Genomic DNA, 18,595 nt, shown 5'->3' with positions numbered 1-18,595 from the left:
TCCGCTCAGCGTAAGCGATTCACACGCCAGCAGAGCTGGCGGTTCTCTGCTTACATATTCCTCCTATACTGCCCGCCTACCTCAAATAACGCCTCGGTGATCTGTCCCAGAGAACACACCTTTGTGGCTTCCATGAGTTGCTCAAAGATGTTTTCGTTTTTGATGGCGGCTTCTTGTATAGCGTCGAGCTTTTCTTGACTCGGTTTCGCGAAAGCGGTATGCAAATTCTCCTTTGTAGCAATTTGAGCCTGTTTCTCTTCTTCGGTCGCACGGATCACCTCTGCTGGGGTGACGGTTGGACTTCCCTTTGAACTTAAGAAGGTGTTTACTCCAATAATTGGGAATTCACCAGTGTGCTTCAACATCTCGTAGTGCATGCTCTCCTCCTGAATCTTGCTGCGCTGGTACATGGTTTCCATTGCTCCGAGCACACCACCACGCTCTGTGATGCGATCAAATTCAGTCAATACTGCCTGCTCGACAAGATCTGTCAATTCCTCAATGATGAAGGCTCCCTGGATGGGGTTCTCATTTTTGGCAAGTCCCAGTTCTTTGTTGATAATCAACTGGATCGCCATGGCACGACGTACACTTTCTTCCGTAGGCGTAGTGATCGCCTCGTCGTAAGCATTCGTATGAAGCGAATTACAGTTATCGTAAATCGCGTAAAGCGCTTGCAATGTGGTCCTGATATCGTTGAAGTCAATTTCTTGTGCGTGTAATGATCTACCACTGGTCTGAATGTGATATTTCAACATTTGTGCACGAGCATTTGCGCCGTACTTGTGTTTCAATGCTTTGGACCAGATCTTTCTTGCGACACGACCTATGACGGCATATTCTGGATCGATTCCGTTACTGAAGAAAAAACTCAGGTTAGGACCAAACTTGTTGATGTCCATACCGCGGCTCAGGTAATACTCCACATAAGTAAAACCGTTTGCCAAGGTAAATGCTAACTGTGTGATAGGATTTGCACCAGCCTCGGCAATGTGGTAACCTGAAATGGAAACGCTGTAAAAGTTGCGCACCATTTTATCGATAAAATATTCCTGCACGTCGCCCATTAATCGAAGAGCAAACTCGGTTGAGAAAATACAGGTGTTCTGCGCCTGATCCTCTTTTAAAATATCAGCTTGAACGGTACCGCGTACTTGGTTAAGAGTCTCTGCTTTAATTCTTGCGTACACATCAGTATCCAAAACTTGATCACCGGTCAATCCGAGTAGCATTAACCCAAGGCCGTCATTCCCTTCAGGAAGTCCGTCCACATCTACTTTTCCATTTTTACTGATAATCTTTTTACCATCAGCATTAAGGTATGATGGTCGTTCTAGACCATTATCGTCATAAACTTCTTTCAGCTTTGCTTCTACTCGATCTTCTAGTCCGTTTTCCTTGATGTATTTCTCACAATTCTGATCGATAGCAGCGTTCATGAAAAAACCTAGCAACATGGGTGCTGGCCCATTGATAGTCATAGAAACCGATGTGGCTGGATGTGATAAGTCAAAACCTGAATACAATTTCTTGGCATCGTCTAGACAGCAAATACTCACACCCGCATTACCTATTTTTCCATAAATATCAGGACGATGGCCGGGATCATTCCCATAAAGCGTTACACTATCAAATGCTGTACTCAATCGCTTTGCGGGCATTCCCAAGCTCACATAATGAAAACGCTTGTTAGTACGCTCTGGACCTCCCTCTCCAGCAAACATTCTGGTAGGATCTTCCCCTTGACGTTTGAATGGATACAATCCTGCAGTGTAAGGGAATTCACCCGGGACGTTCTCTTGCAAGCACCATTTTAAAATATCTCCCCAAGCTGAATACTTAGGCAAGGCTACTTTTGGAATCTGCTGATGTGAAAGAGATTCTGTATGAGTCTCAATCTTTATAACCTTGTCTCGTACCTGAAACTCGTAAATGGGTTGTTTGTATTTATTTACTTTTTCTTCCCAGCCTGTGATTATTTCCCAGTTGTAGGGATCGAGGTCTTTATAGGTTTTGTTGAACTGCGCAATGAGCATTTCAACAAACTGTTTGTCATCTTGCTGAACTTGATTGAGTAGCTCCTCTTCGTTTAAGCCTTTGTCGTTTAAAAATCGCCCTTCGAGAGCCCTTCGACTCCGCTCAGGGAACGCCTCAGGGCTCGATTGTGTAGATAAAACTACTTGTGAGTGTGTGGACGCTGAGGCACTCGAAGTGTCCATCACCGTCAAGATCGTTTTATAAATCCCGTATAGCTTCTGGGCTGTTTCTGATTGCGCTTTCGCGGAAGCGTCATAAGCACGATTATTCTCTGCGATTTCACTCAGGTAACGCACGCGTGATGGCGGGATTACAAAAATCTTCTCACTCTGTGATTTGTTGAGGTCACTTTGTGGTTTGAGATCCACACCAGTTTTCTCACTCACCTTAGTCATCAATGACTCGTAGAGCGCATTCATGCCAGGATCATTGAACTGGCTTGCGATCGTTCCATAAACGGGTAGCGTTTCAGGATCTGCCTCCCAGAGGTTGTGGTTGCGCTGGTACTGCTTCTTGACATCGCGCAATGCATCTAGCGCTCCACGCTTATCAAATTTGTTGATGGCGACGACATCTGCAAAGTCGAGCATATCAATTTTCTCAAGCTGAGTGGCTGCACCAAATTCTGGCGTCATTACATAAAGTGATACATCGCTGTGATCCATGATCTCGGTATCGCTTTGCCCTATTCCGCTGGTTTCTAAAATAATTAGATCATAGTTGGCAGCTTTTAAGACATCTACCGCTTCTTGCACGTGTTTAGATAGTGCCAGATTGGATTGACGGGTGGCGAGCGATCGCATATACACCCGCTCGTTGTTGATCGCATTCATGCGTATACGGTCACCCAGTAACGCTCCACCCGTTTTTCTCTTCGATGGATCTACAGAAATAATCCCAATATTCTTTTTAGGAAAATCAATCAAAAACCTGCGGATCAATTCATCTACCAATGATGATTTTCCAGCTCCACCGGTTCCAGTGATTCCCAAGACAGGAGCCTGTTTCTCTGTTTTTTCTGCTTCGGCAAAGTGCTTTTCAAAATCCTCGTGACGGTTTTCTGCTAGAGAGATCAATCTTGCAATCGTAGGGACGTGATTCTGTTTTAACTCTCCGTTTAGTCTCGCTTTCGCGTCTTTGTTAGTTGATTTCTTTACAGAAATGGGGGGAACCTCTACATCACAACGTTTAACAAGATCATTGATCATGCCTTGAAGCCCCATCTCGCGCCCGTCGTCAGGACTATAGATGCGCTCGATTCCATATTCATGTAACTCAGCAATCTCAGTAGGTAGGATTACTCCACCGCCACCACCGAAAATCTTGATGTGACCGGCACCGCGCTCCTTCAACAAATCATACATATACTTGAAGTACTCATTGTGACCACCTTGATAAGAAGTCATCGCGATTGCGTTTGCATCTTCCTGGATAGCGGTATTTACCACCTCGTCCACACTGCGGTCGTGACCCAAGTGGATCACCTCACATCCCGTAGACTGAATGATGCGTCGCATTATGTTTATGGCAGCATCGTGTCCATCAAAAAGGCTTGCGGCAGTTACGATTCTTACTTTATTTTTTGGAACGTATGGAGTCTGATCTTGCATTGTCAATCTTAAAATTCTAGGACGCAAATTTACGAAATCGATAGCGCAGGATAAATTCCTTTGAGGAAATAATACTAGTGCTTCTAGCGCAATCTTAGCAGATCAATGAAACAATAATATGGTTATGAATTGAATTTAAGTTACTGTTAGCTTTTAATAAGGGGAGCCATAATTATATTTCAAAAAAATAATTATTGAAAGCCTCACGCAGATTTGCACGCTATGGTATTTTTATCAAGGGAGTCGTGTTTTTTCTTATGGGCGCTCTTGCGGCCCTCACTGCTTCAAAAGTCACTTATCAGTTGAAAGGTGGGAGAGATATTCTAGAATGGATATCAGCTCTTACTTTTGGCTGGTTCTTGCTTTTATTAATCACTGTGGGAATAGCAGGCTATGTGTTTTCCAGGTTTTATCTAGCGTTTAATAAAAATGATTATGAAGGCTACGGTAAGAATAAAATTAGGCGTTTTGCTTATTTCATAAACGGTATAGGTTATATCGCATTGCTTTTTACTTGTATCAAGTTATTGATAGGAGCTGGTTTTTCAGAAGGTAACCAGCGGTTGTTTGTTTTTCTACTGTCCAAATGGTGGGGAATGTATATTTTAATTATTACTTCTGTAGGATTAGGTGTAAGTGCTTTGAATGAGTGGTACATGGCTTTTGGCACCATGATCAACAAAATGATTCTTGAAAATCAACTTACAACAAGAAATTACAAACTGTTGCTCGCTTTGGGCAGAGTGGGAAGATTTAGCCGTGGGATCGTTTTTGGTGTATTCTCCTATCTTTTCTTCAAAGTAATCGTAGGCTGGAGCAACGAGGTTCCTAAAAGCACTGGAGAGGCCTTTACTTTCTTGAGTATTGAGTACGGTTCCTGGACTATGGGCATTGTTGCCAGTGGTTTAGCCCTTTATGGTCTGTACCTGATTTTAAGTGCTAAACATCGTAATATTCCTATTTATTGAGGTTGTAACGCTTTCGCGAAAGCGTGTAAATTAAAACTACCCAATGAAAAAAAACATGAGCGACATAGTAGCTTACAAAAACGTATTTTTTAATTCAATCTCACTACCTCTATCCGCATTCTATCGTTACCACCTACGTTGAAACCAGCATGAGGATACAAATTAAAATTAGAATTAGACGCAGTAATTTTAATAGCCACTTGGTTGCCTGTTAATCCTGCTGCCTGAAGCGCGTTATTAATCAGAGTGTGCAATTTTGTAACCCTTTCATCGCTAATGGAAGTAATAACACCCAGATCATATAGATTACCATTATTGTCAATTGCTTCTACTGAGATATCAGTTGAAACGGTCGCAGCATTAGAATCTCTATTTGCTGGTTCCGCATAATAAGAAGTAATATAAATGATTTGAGAGGCAGTAGGACCATAAGGCAGATAGGGTATTAAAAATTCTGTAGTTACGCCTGAATTAGAAGGCGAAGAAGACGAAGATGCAACAGAGGAAGTCGTGTTTGAGTGAAACGCAAAGGGAACACTCAAAAGTTGTGAGTTTCCTGTAATTGTGTAAGTAGTTCCACCGGCGGGATCAATCTTAGTCTCTAACCAATAATTTCCAGTAGACCAGTCAATATCAGAAAAGGTTCCCGTTCCTGCCGTACCGGTACCTATTTGAATGTCCAAAAGTCCAGCTGTATTAGTTGTGGGCGTATGCGTCTCCGTATAAACTGGTGAGCCTGTTACCGCATTTTGGTAAATGCCTATTTCCATTCCCACCTGAGCATTACTAAGAATTGCACCACCGCTATCACGTACTACAGCTTGGTATGTCATCGCTTCAGGAGCTTGAGCATTTAAAAATAAGGAAAAAGCTATAAGAAGAAGATAAATATAAGATTTCATGGCGTTTAAGTTTGGTGTAAAAGTAAGTTAAAATTGGTTTCATAGACAAAATATCATGTTCGCAATCGATTTCGTATAATTGAAATCTGTAGTTTGTAGATCATACATACAAGAAATATTTTTGAGAAATTTTTGAAATATGAGAAAATTATTCCTTTCATTATTAGTCTTTACTTTCTGCCTATTTGCTTTGGCTCAATCTGGTGTTGTGGTAACAGGAACCACAGGAAGTGGTTCCGGTGGATCCATGAGCAGCAGCGCAGGACAGTTAAGTGTTGCAGATCTGGATGGCCCTGGTGGTTCAGCTAGTGCAGGGATTCAGACCAGTACTACATCAGTTACCATTTCAAATGGATCTTACGCGGCAAATGGGCAATCGGGTTTTGGTGGCCCTTTTGGAAATAGTACAATGAGCATAACTGATGATGGAACTACCGTGTCTGTTACCATAAACCCGGCGGGTGACCTCACCTCTAACTTCATAGTTTTGTATATCGACAACGGGACTGGTGGAAGGGCGGTCATCGATGGAACTGACGGAAATGATGCAGGGAGACGCGCCATAACTAATGCCAACTCTGGCAACTTAACCTTTCCTTCTGGTTTTGAAGCTAGCTACGGAATTTCCATTGAGAGTGGTTTTGGAGGGTTATTTAGCATTCCAGCTACTGGAACCGCGATTACTGGCGGTTCTTTAGTATTTGTAGATGCCGTAGGCTCTAGTGCTGGCGCAGCTTCATTTACCATCAGTTTTGAATGGTCAGAAATCGGACTTACCAGTTCTGACTCTTTTGATTTTGTAGCTACTTATGGTAATCCTAATGACGGTGGCTCCAACATGTTTTCTTCTAATGAAGGCTATGGCACAGGTATTGAGAATAGCGGTAATAACTTTGGACTGAACGCTATGACTTTTACGTCTTCACTTACATATAGAGGTTCAAGGGCGCAAGTTTCAACCACAGCCTCAGCTACTGATTGGACCAGTGGTAGCAGCTGGGATACTGGTGAAGTACCAGCTTCAACTAATCAGATTACAATTGCACATGATATTAATGTAAATACAGATATTATAATAGACAACTCACTCAATATAAATCCTGCTGTATTATTCAATCTTAATTCGGGAAATAGTATAACTAATAATGGAGTATTAACCTTTGAGAGCGATGCTACTGGGACTGCACAATTTACAAATGGAACTGGTGCTTCTATATCTGGTGATGTAACCGTTCAACGTTTTATCCCAGCAGCAACTAACAATCATCGTGCCTACAGGTTTGTGACTTCATCAGTAAACACCAGCACTAGTATCTATGAGAACTGGCAAACTGGCGGTTCTTCAGAGGCGGGAATAGGAACTCACATTACTGGTTCCAGTACGGGAGCAAATGGCTTTGACGCAACGGTTTCAGGAAATCCTTCTATGCTAGAATATGTAGATAATGGTAGTGGTTATCAATGGAGTTTTATAACTGCAACTGATGATCCTTCCACTACAGATGATAATCTGGTAGCCGGAAAGCCTTACAATATCTTCATCAGAGGAGATCGTAACTTTGATCTTTCAACTAATGGTAACCCAAATGTAGATGTACGACTCCCTGCATTGGGAACATTAGAACTGGGAACCTCCGTTTCTTCTGGTGCTTTAAATCCGGCCGCTGGAGGGTTTGATTTTGTAGGTAATCCTTATCAGGCTACCATTGACATGACTGCCGTAACCAAAAATGGAATCAATCCCAACTTTATGTATACATGGGATCCTAATGCCGCAACAAACGGCGCCTACGTCTCCGTTGACATTTCCGCAGCTTCAACAGATCCAGCTCGTTATATAGAGCCTGGCCAAGCATTTTTCGTCGTGAATAACCCCTCTGGTGGTGCAGCAAGTATAGATTTTTTAGCTTCGGCTAAAGCTCCAGCGGCTACTAATGGCGGTACGTTTTCAACACCAAATACCAGACCTACTATGACGGTTGAGTTATGGGATAACGGAACAGCTGGAACGAGATATGACACGGCTAAATTCAATTTTGACGGAGATAACATAGTAGATGCCATGGATGCTCCAGAAATAGGCAACTGGGAAGAAAACTTTTCTATTAATAAAAATGGTACACTTTTGAGTATTGAGAACAGAGCAATGCCTACGCACGAAGAGATCATTCTTTTTGATTTCTCAAATGTGATTCACACTGATTTTGAATTAAGAATGAATCACGAAAATCTAAATATAAGCTTAGAAGCAATTTTAGTGGATAGTTACACCAATACTGAAATGACACTTAGTTCTGGATGGAACAACTACACGTTTACTGTAGACCTTAACGACGCTTCAAGTTTTGCCAATGGAAGATTCTCCATTAAATTTATAGATACTACTTTGTCGACTGTCCAAACTGGTATCGCAAGTTTTGAGATGTATCCTAATCCAAACAACGGTGAATTACTTACCATTCAAACTGGAGCTGATCTAGAGAATGGTAATATAACCTTCTACACTACTCTAGGGCAGCAAATGAAAAGTCTAAATATCAACTCTGGAATGAATGTAGTTGATATTAAAGATTTAAAGGCTGGTATTTATCTGGTACAAATCAATAGTGGCGACCACAGTACCACACAAAAGCTGATCATCAAATAATGAGATTCAGCACTGTATCAAAAAAGGCGTCCGAATGGGCGCCTTTTTTATTTTCTGTTTGATCTTCTATTTTCGATCTAGATAATTATTGAATCTCAGCCGTGAGACCTCCTTCCAGCAGCGCGCTGCAACGAGGCTTTAAATCATCGTAATCACCGGTTTTTACATCACACTTTCCTTTGTAGTGAACGATAAGCGAGCACTGCTCTGCCTGAATGGGCGTGTGGTCGCAAGTCGCAACCAGCATATCGATCACGTGATCAAAGGTATTCACCTCATCATTGAAAAGAACAATCTTATGCTCTTTGCTCACCTGCTCCTTTACCGCTACCTCCTGCTCTACTTCTGGTAAAAGCTCTTCTAAAACTGAATTTTTCATTGTGCAAATATTATAATCCTTGAGAAATTCCTGTATTTAAAGCGTGTTAATTCTTAACCATCCTGAGGGCCACCCAGTTATCACGCTCTTTCTGTGAGTCGTAAACCAGCCCTACTTCTTTACAGGCGTCTACAAGTGTAGGTATATTTTCTTGATAAAAACCACTGAACCAAATCACTCCACCACTTTCCAAACAATCTGAATAGGCCTTGACATCGTTCAGTAAAACATTTAAATTGATATTGGCAATAATCGCGTTATAAGATCTTCCTGAAAGCTGTTCTGCGCCGCCCAAAATCACTTCAACTTTATCTGCCTTGTTGCGGGCTACATTTTCAACGGCGTTTTCATAACACCAGGTGTCTATGTCAATAGCGTCAATAGCAACTGCACCGCGCATCTGAGCGAGTATGGCAAGAACCCCAGTTCCGCTGCCCATATCCAGCACTCTTTTACCGGTAAGATCTTCCTCCAGCAAAAACTGAATCATCATGTGGGTAGTCTGGTGATGACCGGTCCCGAAGCTCATTTTTGGCTCGATCACTATGTCGTATTCTGCTCCTCTCGATTCGTGGAATGGCGCTCTGACTTCGCACCGTTCTTCTACCATAATGGGTGAAAAGTTGGATTCCCACTCCTTGTTCCAGTTAGTGGGTGGTACGTCCGCTTTCGCGAAAGCGAGATCTACAAAATCATTTTCCATCAATTCAAAACCTTCCAGCAAATTGTCACTGTCCAGAGATTTTCTGATATAAGCTTTGCAGCCCTTCTCAGTTTCTATAAAACTCTCAAAATGGAGATCGCCCAGTTGTGACATGAGCACATCAGTCCAAGGCTCAGTCGGTTGTACGGTGAAGTTGTACTCTACATACAACTGATCTGTAATATTATTTTCCATAACGGTAATGTCCGGTTATTTTATAGCTAAAAAGACAGTCCTCGAGCACTTGACCAGAACCTATGTTGTGAACCATCAAGTAGCGGTCACCAGCTCGATTCTTAGTATTTGAGACAATCCCGATGTGAGTGAGGTTATTAGGCAAAACCCAACTCACGACATCACCAGGTTGATAGATTTGAGCATCTTTTTCTGTGCTGAGGCTCTCACCTTTTCGCTCAAAAAACCTGCGCAGATTAGGCACCCTGCGATGATCGATGTTTGTGTCTGTTCTAGACAGTCCCCACAACTGCGGATATCTTTTAAAATGAGACTTCATATCTTCATGCACCAGCTGCTGCAAATCGATGCCCATTTTACGATAAGCTCTCACCACCACATCAGTACAAACACCGTACTGAGCAGGAACGTCTCCCATGGGATAATCAATGGTAAAATACTGACCATTATAGGTAACTTGGTCCTGAGTCAATTCTTCTGCTGCCCTTGCGAGTTTTTCATAAAAGTCTGTGTTGCTTGAATAAAATAGCAAGAACACGATGTATATCAACCTTGAGAGCTGCATCATGTTAAGAAGATATGAGTTTAAAGATGCTCTTAAAATTAAAACGCATTTGCAATTTCAATAAAACTTTGTGCATCCAGAGACGCACCACCCACGAGACCACCATCCACATCAGGCTGGGAGAAAATCTCTTGAGCATTGCCGGGTTTCACGCTACCTCCGTAAAGAATGGAGGTATTGTTAGCCACGTCATTATTGAAAAGTTCTTCCAGTTGCTTACGGATCTCTGCATGCATGTCTTGAGCTTGTTCTGGGGTCGCAGTCTCTCCTGTCCCTATCGCCCAAACCGGTTCATAAGCAATCACCACGTGCTCCATCTGCTCTGCAGAAACATCATTGAGTCCATTTTTGATTTGGTCAGCAACCGTAGTCACGTGTTTACCCGCTTTTCTTTCCTCGAGCATCTCGCCACAACAAAATATCACTCGCATCCCTTTGTCAAGAGCGGCACGAGTTTTTGAATTAAGTAATTCATCTGACTCTCCATAAATTTCACGACGTTCTGAGTGACCTATGATCACGGTTTTTACGCCCACACTCTGTAACATATCTATGGAAACTTCCCCAGTGAATGCTCCTTTGTCGGCCTCACAGCAATTTTGGGCTACTACTTCTATAGGAGTTTCTAGGGTGCTGTTAAAAGCTGGGTATAAAAATGGAAATGAAGGTGCGATCATCAGTTCACAATTGAACTCTTTTACGAGACCCGTCTTAAGGTCAGTAATTAGGCTTTGTGTTTGCGGTAGGTCGCAATTCATTTTCCAGTTTCCGGCAACGATTTTCTTTCTCATATTTTTAGTTTTTCAGTCTTTTGTTTTTATGATCTTGCTTGTGGGTATTCCGCTTTCGCGCTTCGCCTTCGACAAGCCTACGGGGAATGAAGGAAAGCGAGATAAAACAAACACCTTTTCCTTTTTAAATTCAAGGCTCAATCCAAACTCACTCGTGGATCCAGCCAGGCGTAGATCAAATCCACTACAATATTAATGAATATAAACAGGGTAGCAATAACGAGTACTGCACCCGTAATGATGGGCAAATCTAAGGTATTGAGTGCCTCAACAATCTCTTTACCCAGACCGTTCCAGTCAAAAATATATTCCACAAACACGGCTCCTGCCAGCATGCTCGCAAACCAGCCACTTACTGCCGTGATTACTGGGTTAAGTGCGTTTTTAAATGTATGTCGAACAATGACCTGATATGTGGACAATCCTTTTGCGTAAGCGGTGGTGATGTATTCTTCATTTATTACCTCAATCAGGCTATTTCTCATAAGTTGGGTAATTACCGCGAGGGGTCTGATTCCCAAAACCACCGCTGGCAATATCAAATTGCGCAACTTGAGCTCCATGTGCTCCCCATAATCATCTAGCTCATAAAGATTCCCACTCATGTTGAGTCCGGTGGTTTCATGAAGAAGGTAACCGAAAAAGTAGGCAAACAATATCGCGCTAAAAAAACTGGGAACACTCATGCCGAGCGTACTAATCACTTGAATGGATTTGTCGATCCAGCCATCCCGATGCAAGGCAGAGACCACTCCTAGAACTACACCCAGCAACAAAGCAATAAAGATGGCTGAAACTGCGAGCAAGATGGTATTGGGCAAAACTTCACCGATGACTTCGCTTACAGGTTTACCCGTTTTTTGAAAAGACTCGCGTAAATAAGGCGCTTTGACCATCATGATAACTGCATCTGAATCAACCAGTCGGAATCCTGAATATCGATCATCAGGAAAGGTAAAGTCTTGCGGATCACTACTGTGAAACGATAACGGACTCAAGTCGTTTATGAAGAGTAAATACTGACTGCCCAGCGAGCGGTCAAAACCGTATTTTGCATTCAGGTTCTCCAGCTGCTCAGGCGTTTGATTCTGTCCCAGCATCATTTCGGCTGGATCGCCTGGAAGTAAATAGAAAAGTAAAAAAATTACGGTCACGACGCCATATAGGGTCAATACTGCGTAACCCAATTTTTTGAGCAGGTAGCTGATCATAGATCGAGATCCTCAAAATCGTTCCAGTGCGATTTGCCCGTGATCACTCCCTTTTCCAGCAACATCACTGCCGGCGTGGATCGGACAGCGGTTTTCAGCTGGGTGCCGTCTGTGGTGTAGGATTTGATATTCAGATTATAAGCGTCGAGCAATCTTTTAACGTCTTCAGGATTGTTTGCGGCAAGTACAAAAACTTCATAACCATTAGTTTCAGCACGTGAGGCAAAATCACCTACTTTTTCCATCCCGCCAGCCTCGGCACGATCTACATCATAAATCAGGATGAGTGCTACTTTTTCCTTATCTAAGATTTCTTGAGTGTAATCCTCACCGTTTTCAGTAATGGAGAAATCATGTATTTTGGGAAGCTTAGCTTCTTGAACCGTGCGGGTTTCCACTTTATCGTAGTCACCATAACCGTCTGGTGGCAATCCATCGGTGGTGATAATGGTCTCTACTCCGTCAATCGTGTAATACCAATCGTAGGCATAAATATCTCGCTCATTGGGACCTTTCTTCATCGCGGTCTCTATATCGGTACCCACCTTGTATGCTCTGAAATCGAGCACTGGTAAATGCATCAAAACGTAATAGCCTAATAAAAGACAAAGGCATGTTGTGACGAGGATGATGATGCTTGAGGTCGCTTTCGCGAAAGCGGAACCCCACAAATCTTGTTTCACAAACAAAATCACGATCATGACAAGCAAAATGACGTCTTTCCAAAATGATTGCCACGGCGTCAACGGAATCGCGTCACCAAAACAGCCACAATCCGTCACCTTATTGAAATATGCCGAATAAAAAGTCAGGAACGTGAAGAACAGGATCATGAGCAACAGCGACCATATCGTGAATTTCTTCTGAAAACCCAGCAAGAGCATCACTCCCAGTACCACTTCAAAAATCACCAAGAAAATTGCCAGTGGCAGAGCGAATGGTTGTAAAAACTCCAGCCCGAGCACCGCAGCACTGAAATATTCATCGAGTTTATAGGAAAATCCCAGCGGGTCGTTGAGCTTTACCAATCCACTGAAAATGAATAATATTCCTACAAACCAGCGACAAAAGGCAACAATGGATTTCATGCAATTTTAGTTTGCCTCAAAGTTAGCTTTTGTAGCACTTTTGGGCAAAACGAATTATATCTTATCAAAGTTCCTTACGTTACATTTATAGGAATGAATCGGTTATGACTCAAAACTATCGACTCGATGATTTTAAGACCTACTCTCCCGTATCGTAGAAAAATTGTTCTCTAATGATTTTCCCGTCCTGCACCTGATAAACGGCGAGCTCATTCATCTGGCTGCGCTGTCCAGAAGGTTTGTGTGTGGTATCCATCCAAAAGCGTACGGTAAAATGATTGTCAGCAACGAGTGGATCAGAGACCTCAGTCCCATGTACATCAAAGTTTTCTTCCCACCATTGCCCTTTTTTCTGAATGCCTTCCATCCCATGAACTTCTTTCATAGGTTCAACCATTTCTACGCTAGTGATTTTAGGACTGTATAATTCTTGATATGCCTTGTTTTCTTGATTGTTACGACAATAATCAACGAGTTGGTTTGCAATTTCTTGGGTAGTCATGATTGTTTAGTTTTAAGTTATGTATAAAAGTACTCAGAATTTGAAAATTACTGCAACTCAACCTTGAGGATTATCGAATTCAAGTTTATTTAATCGCTCTCGATCAGTAATCTTATGGCTTCAATTGCGACCTTTGCAGTATGAATTCAACTTCATCTAAGACAACTTTAGGACTCAATTTACCTACAGATCCCAGATGGGTAGATCTCGCATCACTCAGCTTGCAGGATATCCTTACCGATCATGCATTTTGTGAGCAAAAAGCAGCCAGTTCAATCATTTCCATTATTCAGATGCACTCTGACAAACCAGAGATCGTAGAGGCTCTCGCGCCAGTGGTTACCGAGGAATGGGGACATTTCCGCATGGTGCTGGCAGAACTCAAAAAACGAGGTCTTACACTCGGCATTCAACGACCTGATGAGTACATCAAAAAACTCATGAAAGGCAAGCCCAAAGGTCAGGGACGGGATCAACTATTTTTGGATCAATTACTGATCTGCGCACTCATAGAGGCGCGTAGTTGTGAGCGGTTTAGATTGCTTTCGCGAAAGCTAACAGATCAAGAGCTTCAAGAATTTTATCACAAATTCATGGTCGCCGAAGCAGCTCATTACAAGTTGTTTCTGAAATTAGCAAAACATTATTTTGAAGATCAAATAGTCATGGATCGCTGGCAATACTGGCTAGACTATGAGGCTGAATTTTTACCCACCTTGCAGGTACGAGGAGATCGTATGCACTAGGTTAATTTAAAGTATCAAATATCAATGATCTCCGACAACATTAAAAAAATAGAGAGAGATATAGCTGATCTAAGATCAGATTTAAGAGAGCACGCTTTATACAGTGACCTTACAAGCCTAGACGATGTACGCACCTTCATGAAGTACCATGTTTTTGCGGTTTGGGATTTTATGTCACTTTTAAAATATCTTCAAATAAAACTGACCTGCACGGAACTTCCATGGATGCCGGTTCAGCATCCTTCCCTAGCCCGTTTTATCAACGAAATCGTTCACGGTGAGGAAAGTGACATCAATGAAATAGGAGAGCCAAAGAGTCATTATGAGATGTACCTTGACGCTATGAAGCAAATGGGTGCTTCTACCCGAGCCATTGAAGAATTTATATCTGCAATTCATGAAGGAAAATCAGTTTCAGAGGCTATGGAATTAGTAGATGTTCCAAAAGGGTTGAAAGATTTTGTGAATTATACCTTTGAAGTCATTGCAACAGATCAGCCTCATCTCGTAGCAAGTGCTTTTACATTTGGAAGAGAAGATGTGATTCCGGATATGTTCATGGAAGTTCTCAAAAGTGCTGATCCTGAAAATATTGAGTATAACAAATTTATCTATTATTTGGAACGCCATATTGAGCTGGACGGCGACGAGCATGGTCCACTATCGCTAAAAATGGTCTCTGAACTTTGCGGTGCAGATGATGAAAAATGGAATCAAGCTCTTGAAGTTGCTAAAAAATCTCTTGAAATGAGGATCAATTTGTGGGATGCAATCCACAAATCCATAGTCGCTCAAAACCAACCAGTTCTCTAACAAATTTTAATTATACGGCTCTTGAGTTTTTTCACCGATAGAAATTACCGAAAATCTTTACGTACCAGCATCGTTGCGATCTATCTGATTATTGTGGCTGGAGCGGTGGTGCGCATGACTGGATCTGGTATGGGATGTCCCGACTGGCCCAAGTGTTTTGGATACTGGATTCCTCCTACGCAGCAACATGAAATTGAGTTCTCACCCAATACACCCTATAAAAAAGGGATGGTGATCATTCACAATGAGGAGTTGAGGGTCGCAAAAGCTAATTTTCAAACGGGAGACAGTTATCAGGAAAAGAACTGGGAAGCCTACACAAAACATGACTATAATGTTTTTAATGTTTACCATACATGGACTGAATATATTAATCGACTTATAGGAGCGCTGGGAGGCTTGGTGGTTTTAATCATGTGCGTTTTTTCATTGAAATACGCTCGTTCCCGACCTAAAATCACAATTTTAAGTGTTGTAACTCTTCTCGCCATGTTGATTCAGGCCGTGATTGGCAAGATTGTGGTGGACACTAACCTCTCTCCTGTCTTGATAACCATCCACATGATTGTAGCCTTGTTGATCGTAGGTCTACTAATTTATCTGCTGCACGCTGTTCAACCTGCAGATTTGCGTTATTCTTCAAACACAAGGTTTGTAAACTTTTCACTTTTGCTGATTGTGTTAACCCTCATTCAAGTAGCCATGGGAACGCAAGTGCGTCAGTACATCGATGATCAAGTGGATTTATTTGGTTACCCGTTACAGTCAGATTGGCTTGAAAACGGACCAATCATCTTTTACATCCATAGAAGTTTCAGCATTCTCCTCGTTGGGCTTCATGCATGGTTTATTTACAAGGGAATCAAAACTTTTAAGCACCCTAATTGGGCCTACGTCTCACTGGCAATTATGATGGTTCTCACCATTCTAAGCGGAATTTTAATGAATTATGCTGAATTCCCATTTGGCTCTCAAGCATCACATTTGGTTATTGCATCATTGATACTCGGCGTTCAGTTCTATTTATGGATGCGGTTACGAGTCGCTCAATCTGCGACAGTTTCATAGATCAGGTTTATTCAAGTTCTCTGTGATTCTGACGATATTCCAGGATCGTTATATTCTTGCTGATCGTGCCTTAAAGCCCATCATTTTTAATAGTTTTGTTTCACTCACAAAAACTGATAAAATACCCACATGAAAATATTAGCAAACGACGGAATCTCAAAAAGCGGAATTGAAAAATTAGAATCTGCTGGGCATGAAGTCATTACTACAAATGTTGCTCAAGATCAGCTTCAAGCATATATAAATAAAAATGACGTAGCCGTATTGCTGGTAAGATCTGCAACCACAGCTAGAAAGGAATTGATAGACAACTGTCCTAGCTTAAAAATCATAGGTCGTGGCGGTGTAGGAATGGATAATATTGACGTTGCTTATGCTAGAGAAAAAGGTCTTCATGTAATCAATACGCCTGCTGCAAGTAGCGCAAGTGTTGCTGAGCTTGTTTTTGCTCATTTGTATGGAGGCGTGCGTTTTTTATATGATTCAAATAGAAATATGCCACTTGAAGGCGAGACCAATTTCAAAGGACTTAAAAAACAATATGCCAAAGGTATTGAGCTGCGCGGCAAGACTCTAGGGATTATTGGTATAGGTCGTATAGGTCAAGAAGTTGCCAAAATCGCCACCGGAATTGGAATGAATGTAGTAGCTCACGACAGCTATGCTGATAAAGCTCCGACGGTAAAATGGGAACTGTTTGATGGTCAGGAAATTTCAGTAGAGATTCCTCTTGTTGAGAAAGATGCCTTACTGGAGCAGTCTGATTTCGTGACCTTGCATGTTCCTGCTCAAAAGGATTACGTGCTGGGCGAGCAAGAGTTTGCCAAAATGAAAAAAGGAGCCGCAGTAATCAATGCTGCGCGTGGCGGAGTAATTGATGAGGTAGCTCTCGTAAATGCACTTGAGAATGAGCATTTGTCATTTGCCGCTCTGGATACTTTTGAAAAAGAACCTAAGCCTGAAGTAGTCCTGCTTATGAACAGCAAACTCTCTTTAAGTCCCCACATAGGTGCTGCGACTGGTGAAGCACAAGATCGCATAGGTGTCGAGCTCGCAGATCAAATCATTGAGATTCTCAATTAGAATTCCAATCTTTTAATATAAAAAATGGTCACCTTGAGTGGCCATTTTTAGTTTTCTCCGCAATCCACTTCCCCTTAAATTTCAGGTGTTCCAAACCGTGAAAATCCAGCATGTGCTCTTCAAGAGCTCTTGCTGATCGAGAAGCTGATTGTAATTTCTGGATTCTTTGATGGAACGCTTTCGCGAAAGCGGAATATTCAAAAAACTCATTCAACAATTTTGCCCCCTTGTTCTGACTTAGCTCCCAACAAGATTTTGAAGTGTAAAGCTCTATCGCGTTATTAGTGAAAGCTTCTTCTGAGCCACTTATGCGCCCACAGAAAGTTTCCTCATCTGCAATACCCTCTGCTCCTATTTGTGTGGTGCAAACTGGCACACCGTAGTGCATGGCATCAAAAATCTTCCCTTTGATTCCGGCTCCAAATCGTAGCGGAGCCAGCAAAACTCTTTTGCCAGCAAATGCTTGTTCTATTGATTCAGCATAACCGTGAACGAGAAAACCATCTTTGGGCTGATGCCACTGCAAATGTTTTTGAGAAGCGTATGAACCGTAAATGTGAAGCTTTGCCTTGGGTAACTGAGTTCGGATTTGAGGCCAAATATGTTTTTTCAACTGCCATACAGCATCTTCATTGGGAGCATGCTTGAAATTACCGATGTGAACAAAATCAGCAGTTTCTTCAAACGGTGGCCTACAGATTTCTTTGTGGTGTTCATGCAGCAACGGCAAGTAAAAAATAGTTTCGGGTTTAATGCTAAAAGTTTCTTGAAGCAAGTTCATTTCAAATGTCGAAATGATAAGGGAGAGATCGCATCTCTTGATACTTGCAATTTCACGATATGTATCTGGATGATTAAAGTTAATATTATCTACCGGCTCATTATTCATAATCGCTCGCTGGCGCGCCTTGCGGAGAAAGTGTAGATCTTCTGTATCTAGAATCGTTCTTGCCTCTGGGATTGATTTTTTAACCCTCCAGTGAAATTGTTCTTCTATATAAAAACGATCAAATAGCACACAATCGGGTTGCAACTTTTTGATCCACGTGTCAAATACATCATCATTAACCGCAATATGTTTTAATTCCAGATTTTTCAATACACCAGTAACCTTTTCAGGTGAGAAAGCGGCGGTCGAGCAAAAATGAATTTCAAAATTCATTTCTTGAAACATCCTGATGAGTTGCATCATACGAGAACCTGCTGCAGTACTGTTGGATTCAGGCAGGTGAGGTGCTATGATGGCAAGGATTTTACTATTCATGTCGGGTAAGATAATTTACACCA

Annotated in this window: 16 protein-coding genes; 6 read left to right on the top strand and 10 right to left on the bottom strand. The window is 42.0% G+C overall.

The annotated features are described in order from the left end of the window. Window positions 1-50 precede the first annotated feature (50 nt). Window positions 51-3,647: a methylmalonyl-CoA mutase family protein gene (locus tag BST97_RS02820; RefSeq protein ID WP_085765816.1), complete on the bottom strand. Its 3,597-nt coding sequence runs from the start codon at window positions 3,645-3,647 to the stop codon at window positions 51-53. A 194-nt stretch (window positions 3,648-3,841) separates the two neighbouring features. On the opposite strand from BST97_RS02820, the gene BST97_RS02815 reads away from it, so the two are divergent. Further along, the gene (locus BST97_RS02815) at window positions 3,842-4,615 is read left to right on the top strand and encodes a DUF1206 domain-containing protein (protein WP_085765815.1); all 774 of its coding nucleotides are present in this window, start codon (window positions 3,842-3,844) and stop codon (window positions 4,613-4,615) included. Window positions 4,616-4,704: 89 nt separating this feature from the next. Here the strand turns inward: BST97_RS02815 and BST97_RS02810 are convergent, their stop codons facing one another. Continuing rightward, window positions 4,705-5,517, bottom strand: a complete 813-nt coding sequence (locus BST97_RS02810; protein ID WP_085765814.1) for a hypothetical protein — start codon at window positions 5,515-5,517, stop codon at window positions 4,705-4,707. Window positions 5,518-5,656: 139 nt separating this feature from the next. Between BST97_RS02810 and BST97_RS02805 the strand changes: the two genes are divergently transcribed. After that, window positions 5,657-8,164, top strand: coding sequence for a T9SS type A sorting domain-containing protein (locus BST97_RS02805; protein ID WP_085765813.1), 2,508 nt, complete (start codon window positions 5,657-5,659; stop codon window positions 8,162-8,164). A gap of 85 nt (window positions 8,165-8,249) precedes the next feature. On the opposite strand, the gene BST97_RS02800 is transcribed toward BST97_RS02805, so the two are convergent. The 7 genes from BST97_RS02800 to BST97_RS02770 form a co-directional block, all read right to left on the bottom strand. Further along, window positions 8,250-8,543, bottom strand: a complete 294-nt coding sequence (locus BST97_RS02800; RefSeq protein WP_085765812.1) for an ATP-dependent Clp protease adaptor ClpS — start codon at window positions 8,541-8,543, stop codon at window positions 8,250-8,252. 46 nt (window positions 8,544-8,589) lie between these two features. After that, window positions 8,590-9,441, bottom strand: a complete 852-nt coding sequence (prmA, locus tag BST97_RS02795; RefSeq protein ID WP_085765811.1) for a 50S ribosomal protein L11 methyltransferase — start codon at window positions 9,439-9,441, stop codon at window positions 8,590-8,592. Further along, window positions 9,431-10,009: a DUF1287 domain-containing protein gene (locus BST97_RS02790; RefSeq protein WP_317043452.1), complete on the bottom strand. Its 579-nt coding sequence runs from the start codon at window positions 10,007-10,009 to the stop codon at window positions 9,431-9,433. Before BST97_RS02790 ends, prmA begins: the two co-directional genes overlap by 11 nt. Window positions 10,010-10,044: 35 nt before the next feature. Next, the gene (gene tpiA, locus BST97_RS02785; RefSeq protein WP_085765810.1) at window positions 10,045-10,797 is read right to left on the bottom strand and encodes a triose-phosphate isomerase; all 753 of its coding nucleotides are present in this window, start codon (window positions 10,795-10,797) and stop codon (window positions 10,045-10,047) included. Window positions 10,798-10,934: 137 nt separating this feature from the next. Beyond that, window positions 10,935-12,008 (bottom strand): ABC transporter permease, encoded by a 1,074-nt coding sequence (locus BST97_RS02780; RefSeq protein ID WP_085765809.1) that lies wholly within the window; start codon window positions 12,006-12,008, stop codon window positions 10,935-10,937. Then, the gene (locus BST97_RS02775; protein WP_085765808.1) at window positions 12,005-13,096 is read right to left on the bottom strand and encodes a BT_3928 family protein; all 1,092 of its coding nucleotides are present in this window, start codon (window positions 13,094-13,096) and stop codon (window positions 12,005-12,007) included. Before BST97_RS02775 ends, BST97_RS02780 begins: the two co-directional genes overlap by 4 nt. A 139-nt stretch (window positions 13,097-13,235) precedes the next feature. Then, window positions 13,236-13,598, bottom strand: a complete 363-nt coding sequence (locus BST97_RS02770; protein ID WP_085765807.1) for a nuclear transport factor 2 family protein — start codon at window positions 13,596-13,598, stop codon at window positions 13,236-13,238. A gap of 140 nt (window positions 13,599-13,738) precedes the next feature. Here BST97_RS02770 and miaE point away from each other — a divergent pair, with 140 nt between their 5' ends. The 4 genes from miaE to BST97_RS02750 all read left to right on the top strand — a co-directional run bounded on the left by miaE (window position 13,739) and on the right by BST97_RS02750 (window position 17,308). Then, on the top strand, window positions 13,739-14,344 hold the full coding sequence (gene miaE, locus BST97_RS02765) for a tRNA-(ms[2]io[6]A)-hydroxylase (protein ID WP_085765806.1): 606 nt from the start codon (window positions 13,739-13,741) through the stop codon (window positions 14,342-14,344). A 24-nt stretch (window positions 14,345-14,368) separates the two neighbouring features. Further along, entirely contained in the window at window positions 14,369-15,157 is a 789-nt protein-coding gene (locus BST97_RS02760) for a DUF3050 domain-containing protein (RefSeq protein ID WP_211277460.1), read from the top strand. A gap of 21 nt (window positions 15,158-15,178) precedes the next feature. Next, window positions 15,179-16,225: a COX15/CtaA family protein gene (locus BST97_RS02755; RefSeq protein ID WP_245833641.1), complete on the top strand. Its 1,047-nt coding sequence runs from the start codon at window positions 15,179-15,181 to the stop codon at window positions 16,223-16,225. Window positions 16,226-16,354: 129 nt separating this feature from the next. After that, on the top strand, window positions 16,355-17,308 hold the full coding sequence (locus BST97_RS02750) for a D-2-hydroxyacid dehydrogenase (RefSeq protein ID WP_085765804.1): 954 nt from the start codon (window positions 16,355-16,357) through the stop codon (window positions 17,306-17,308). Between the two features lie 28 nt (window positions 17,309-17,336). On the opposite strand, the gene BST97_RS02745 is transcribed toward BST97_RS02750, so the two are convergent. Next, entirely contained in the window at window positions 17,337-18,572 is a 1,236-nt protein-coding gene (locus tag BST97_RS02745; RefSeq protein WP_085765803.1) for a glycosyltransferase, read from the bottom strand. Between the last annotated feature and the right edge of the window lie 23 nt (window positions 18,573-18,595).

Source organism: Nonlabens spongiae, from assembly GCF_002117125.1.
In the GTDB taxonomy this organism is placed as follows: Bacteria; Bacteroidota; Bacteroidia; order Flavobacteriales; family Flavobacteriaceae; genus Nonlabens; species Nonlabens spongiae.
The sequence above is the reverse complement of the archived record's forward strand: the minus strand, read 5'-3'. Positions and strand labels throughout refer to the sequence as shown.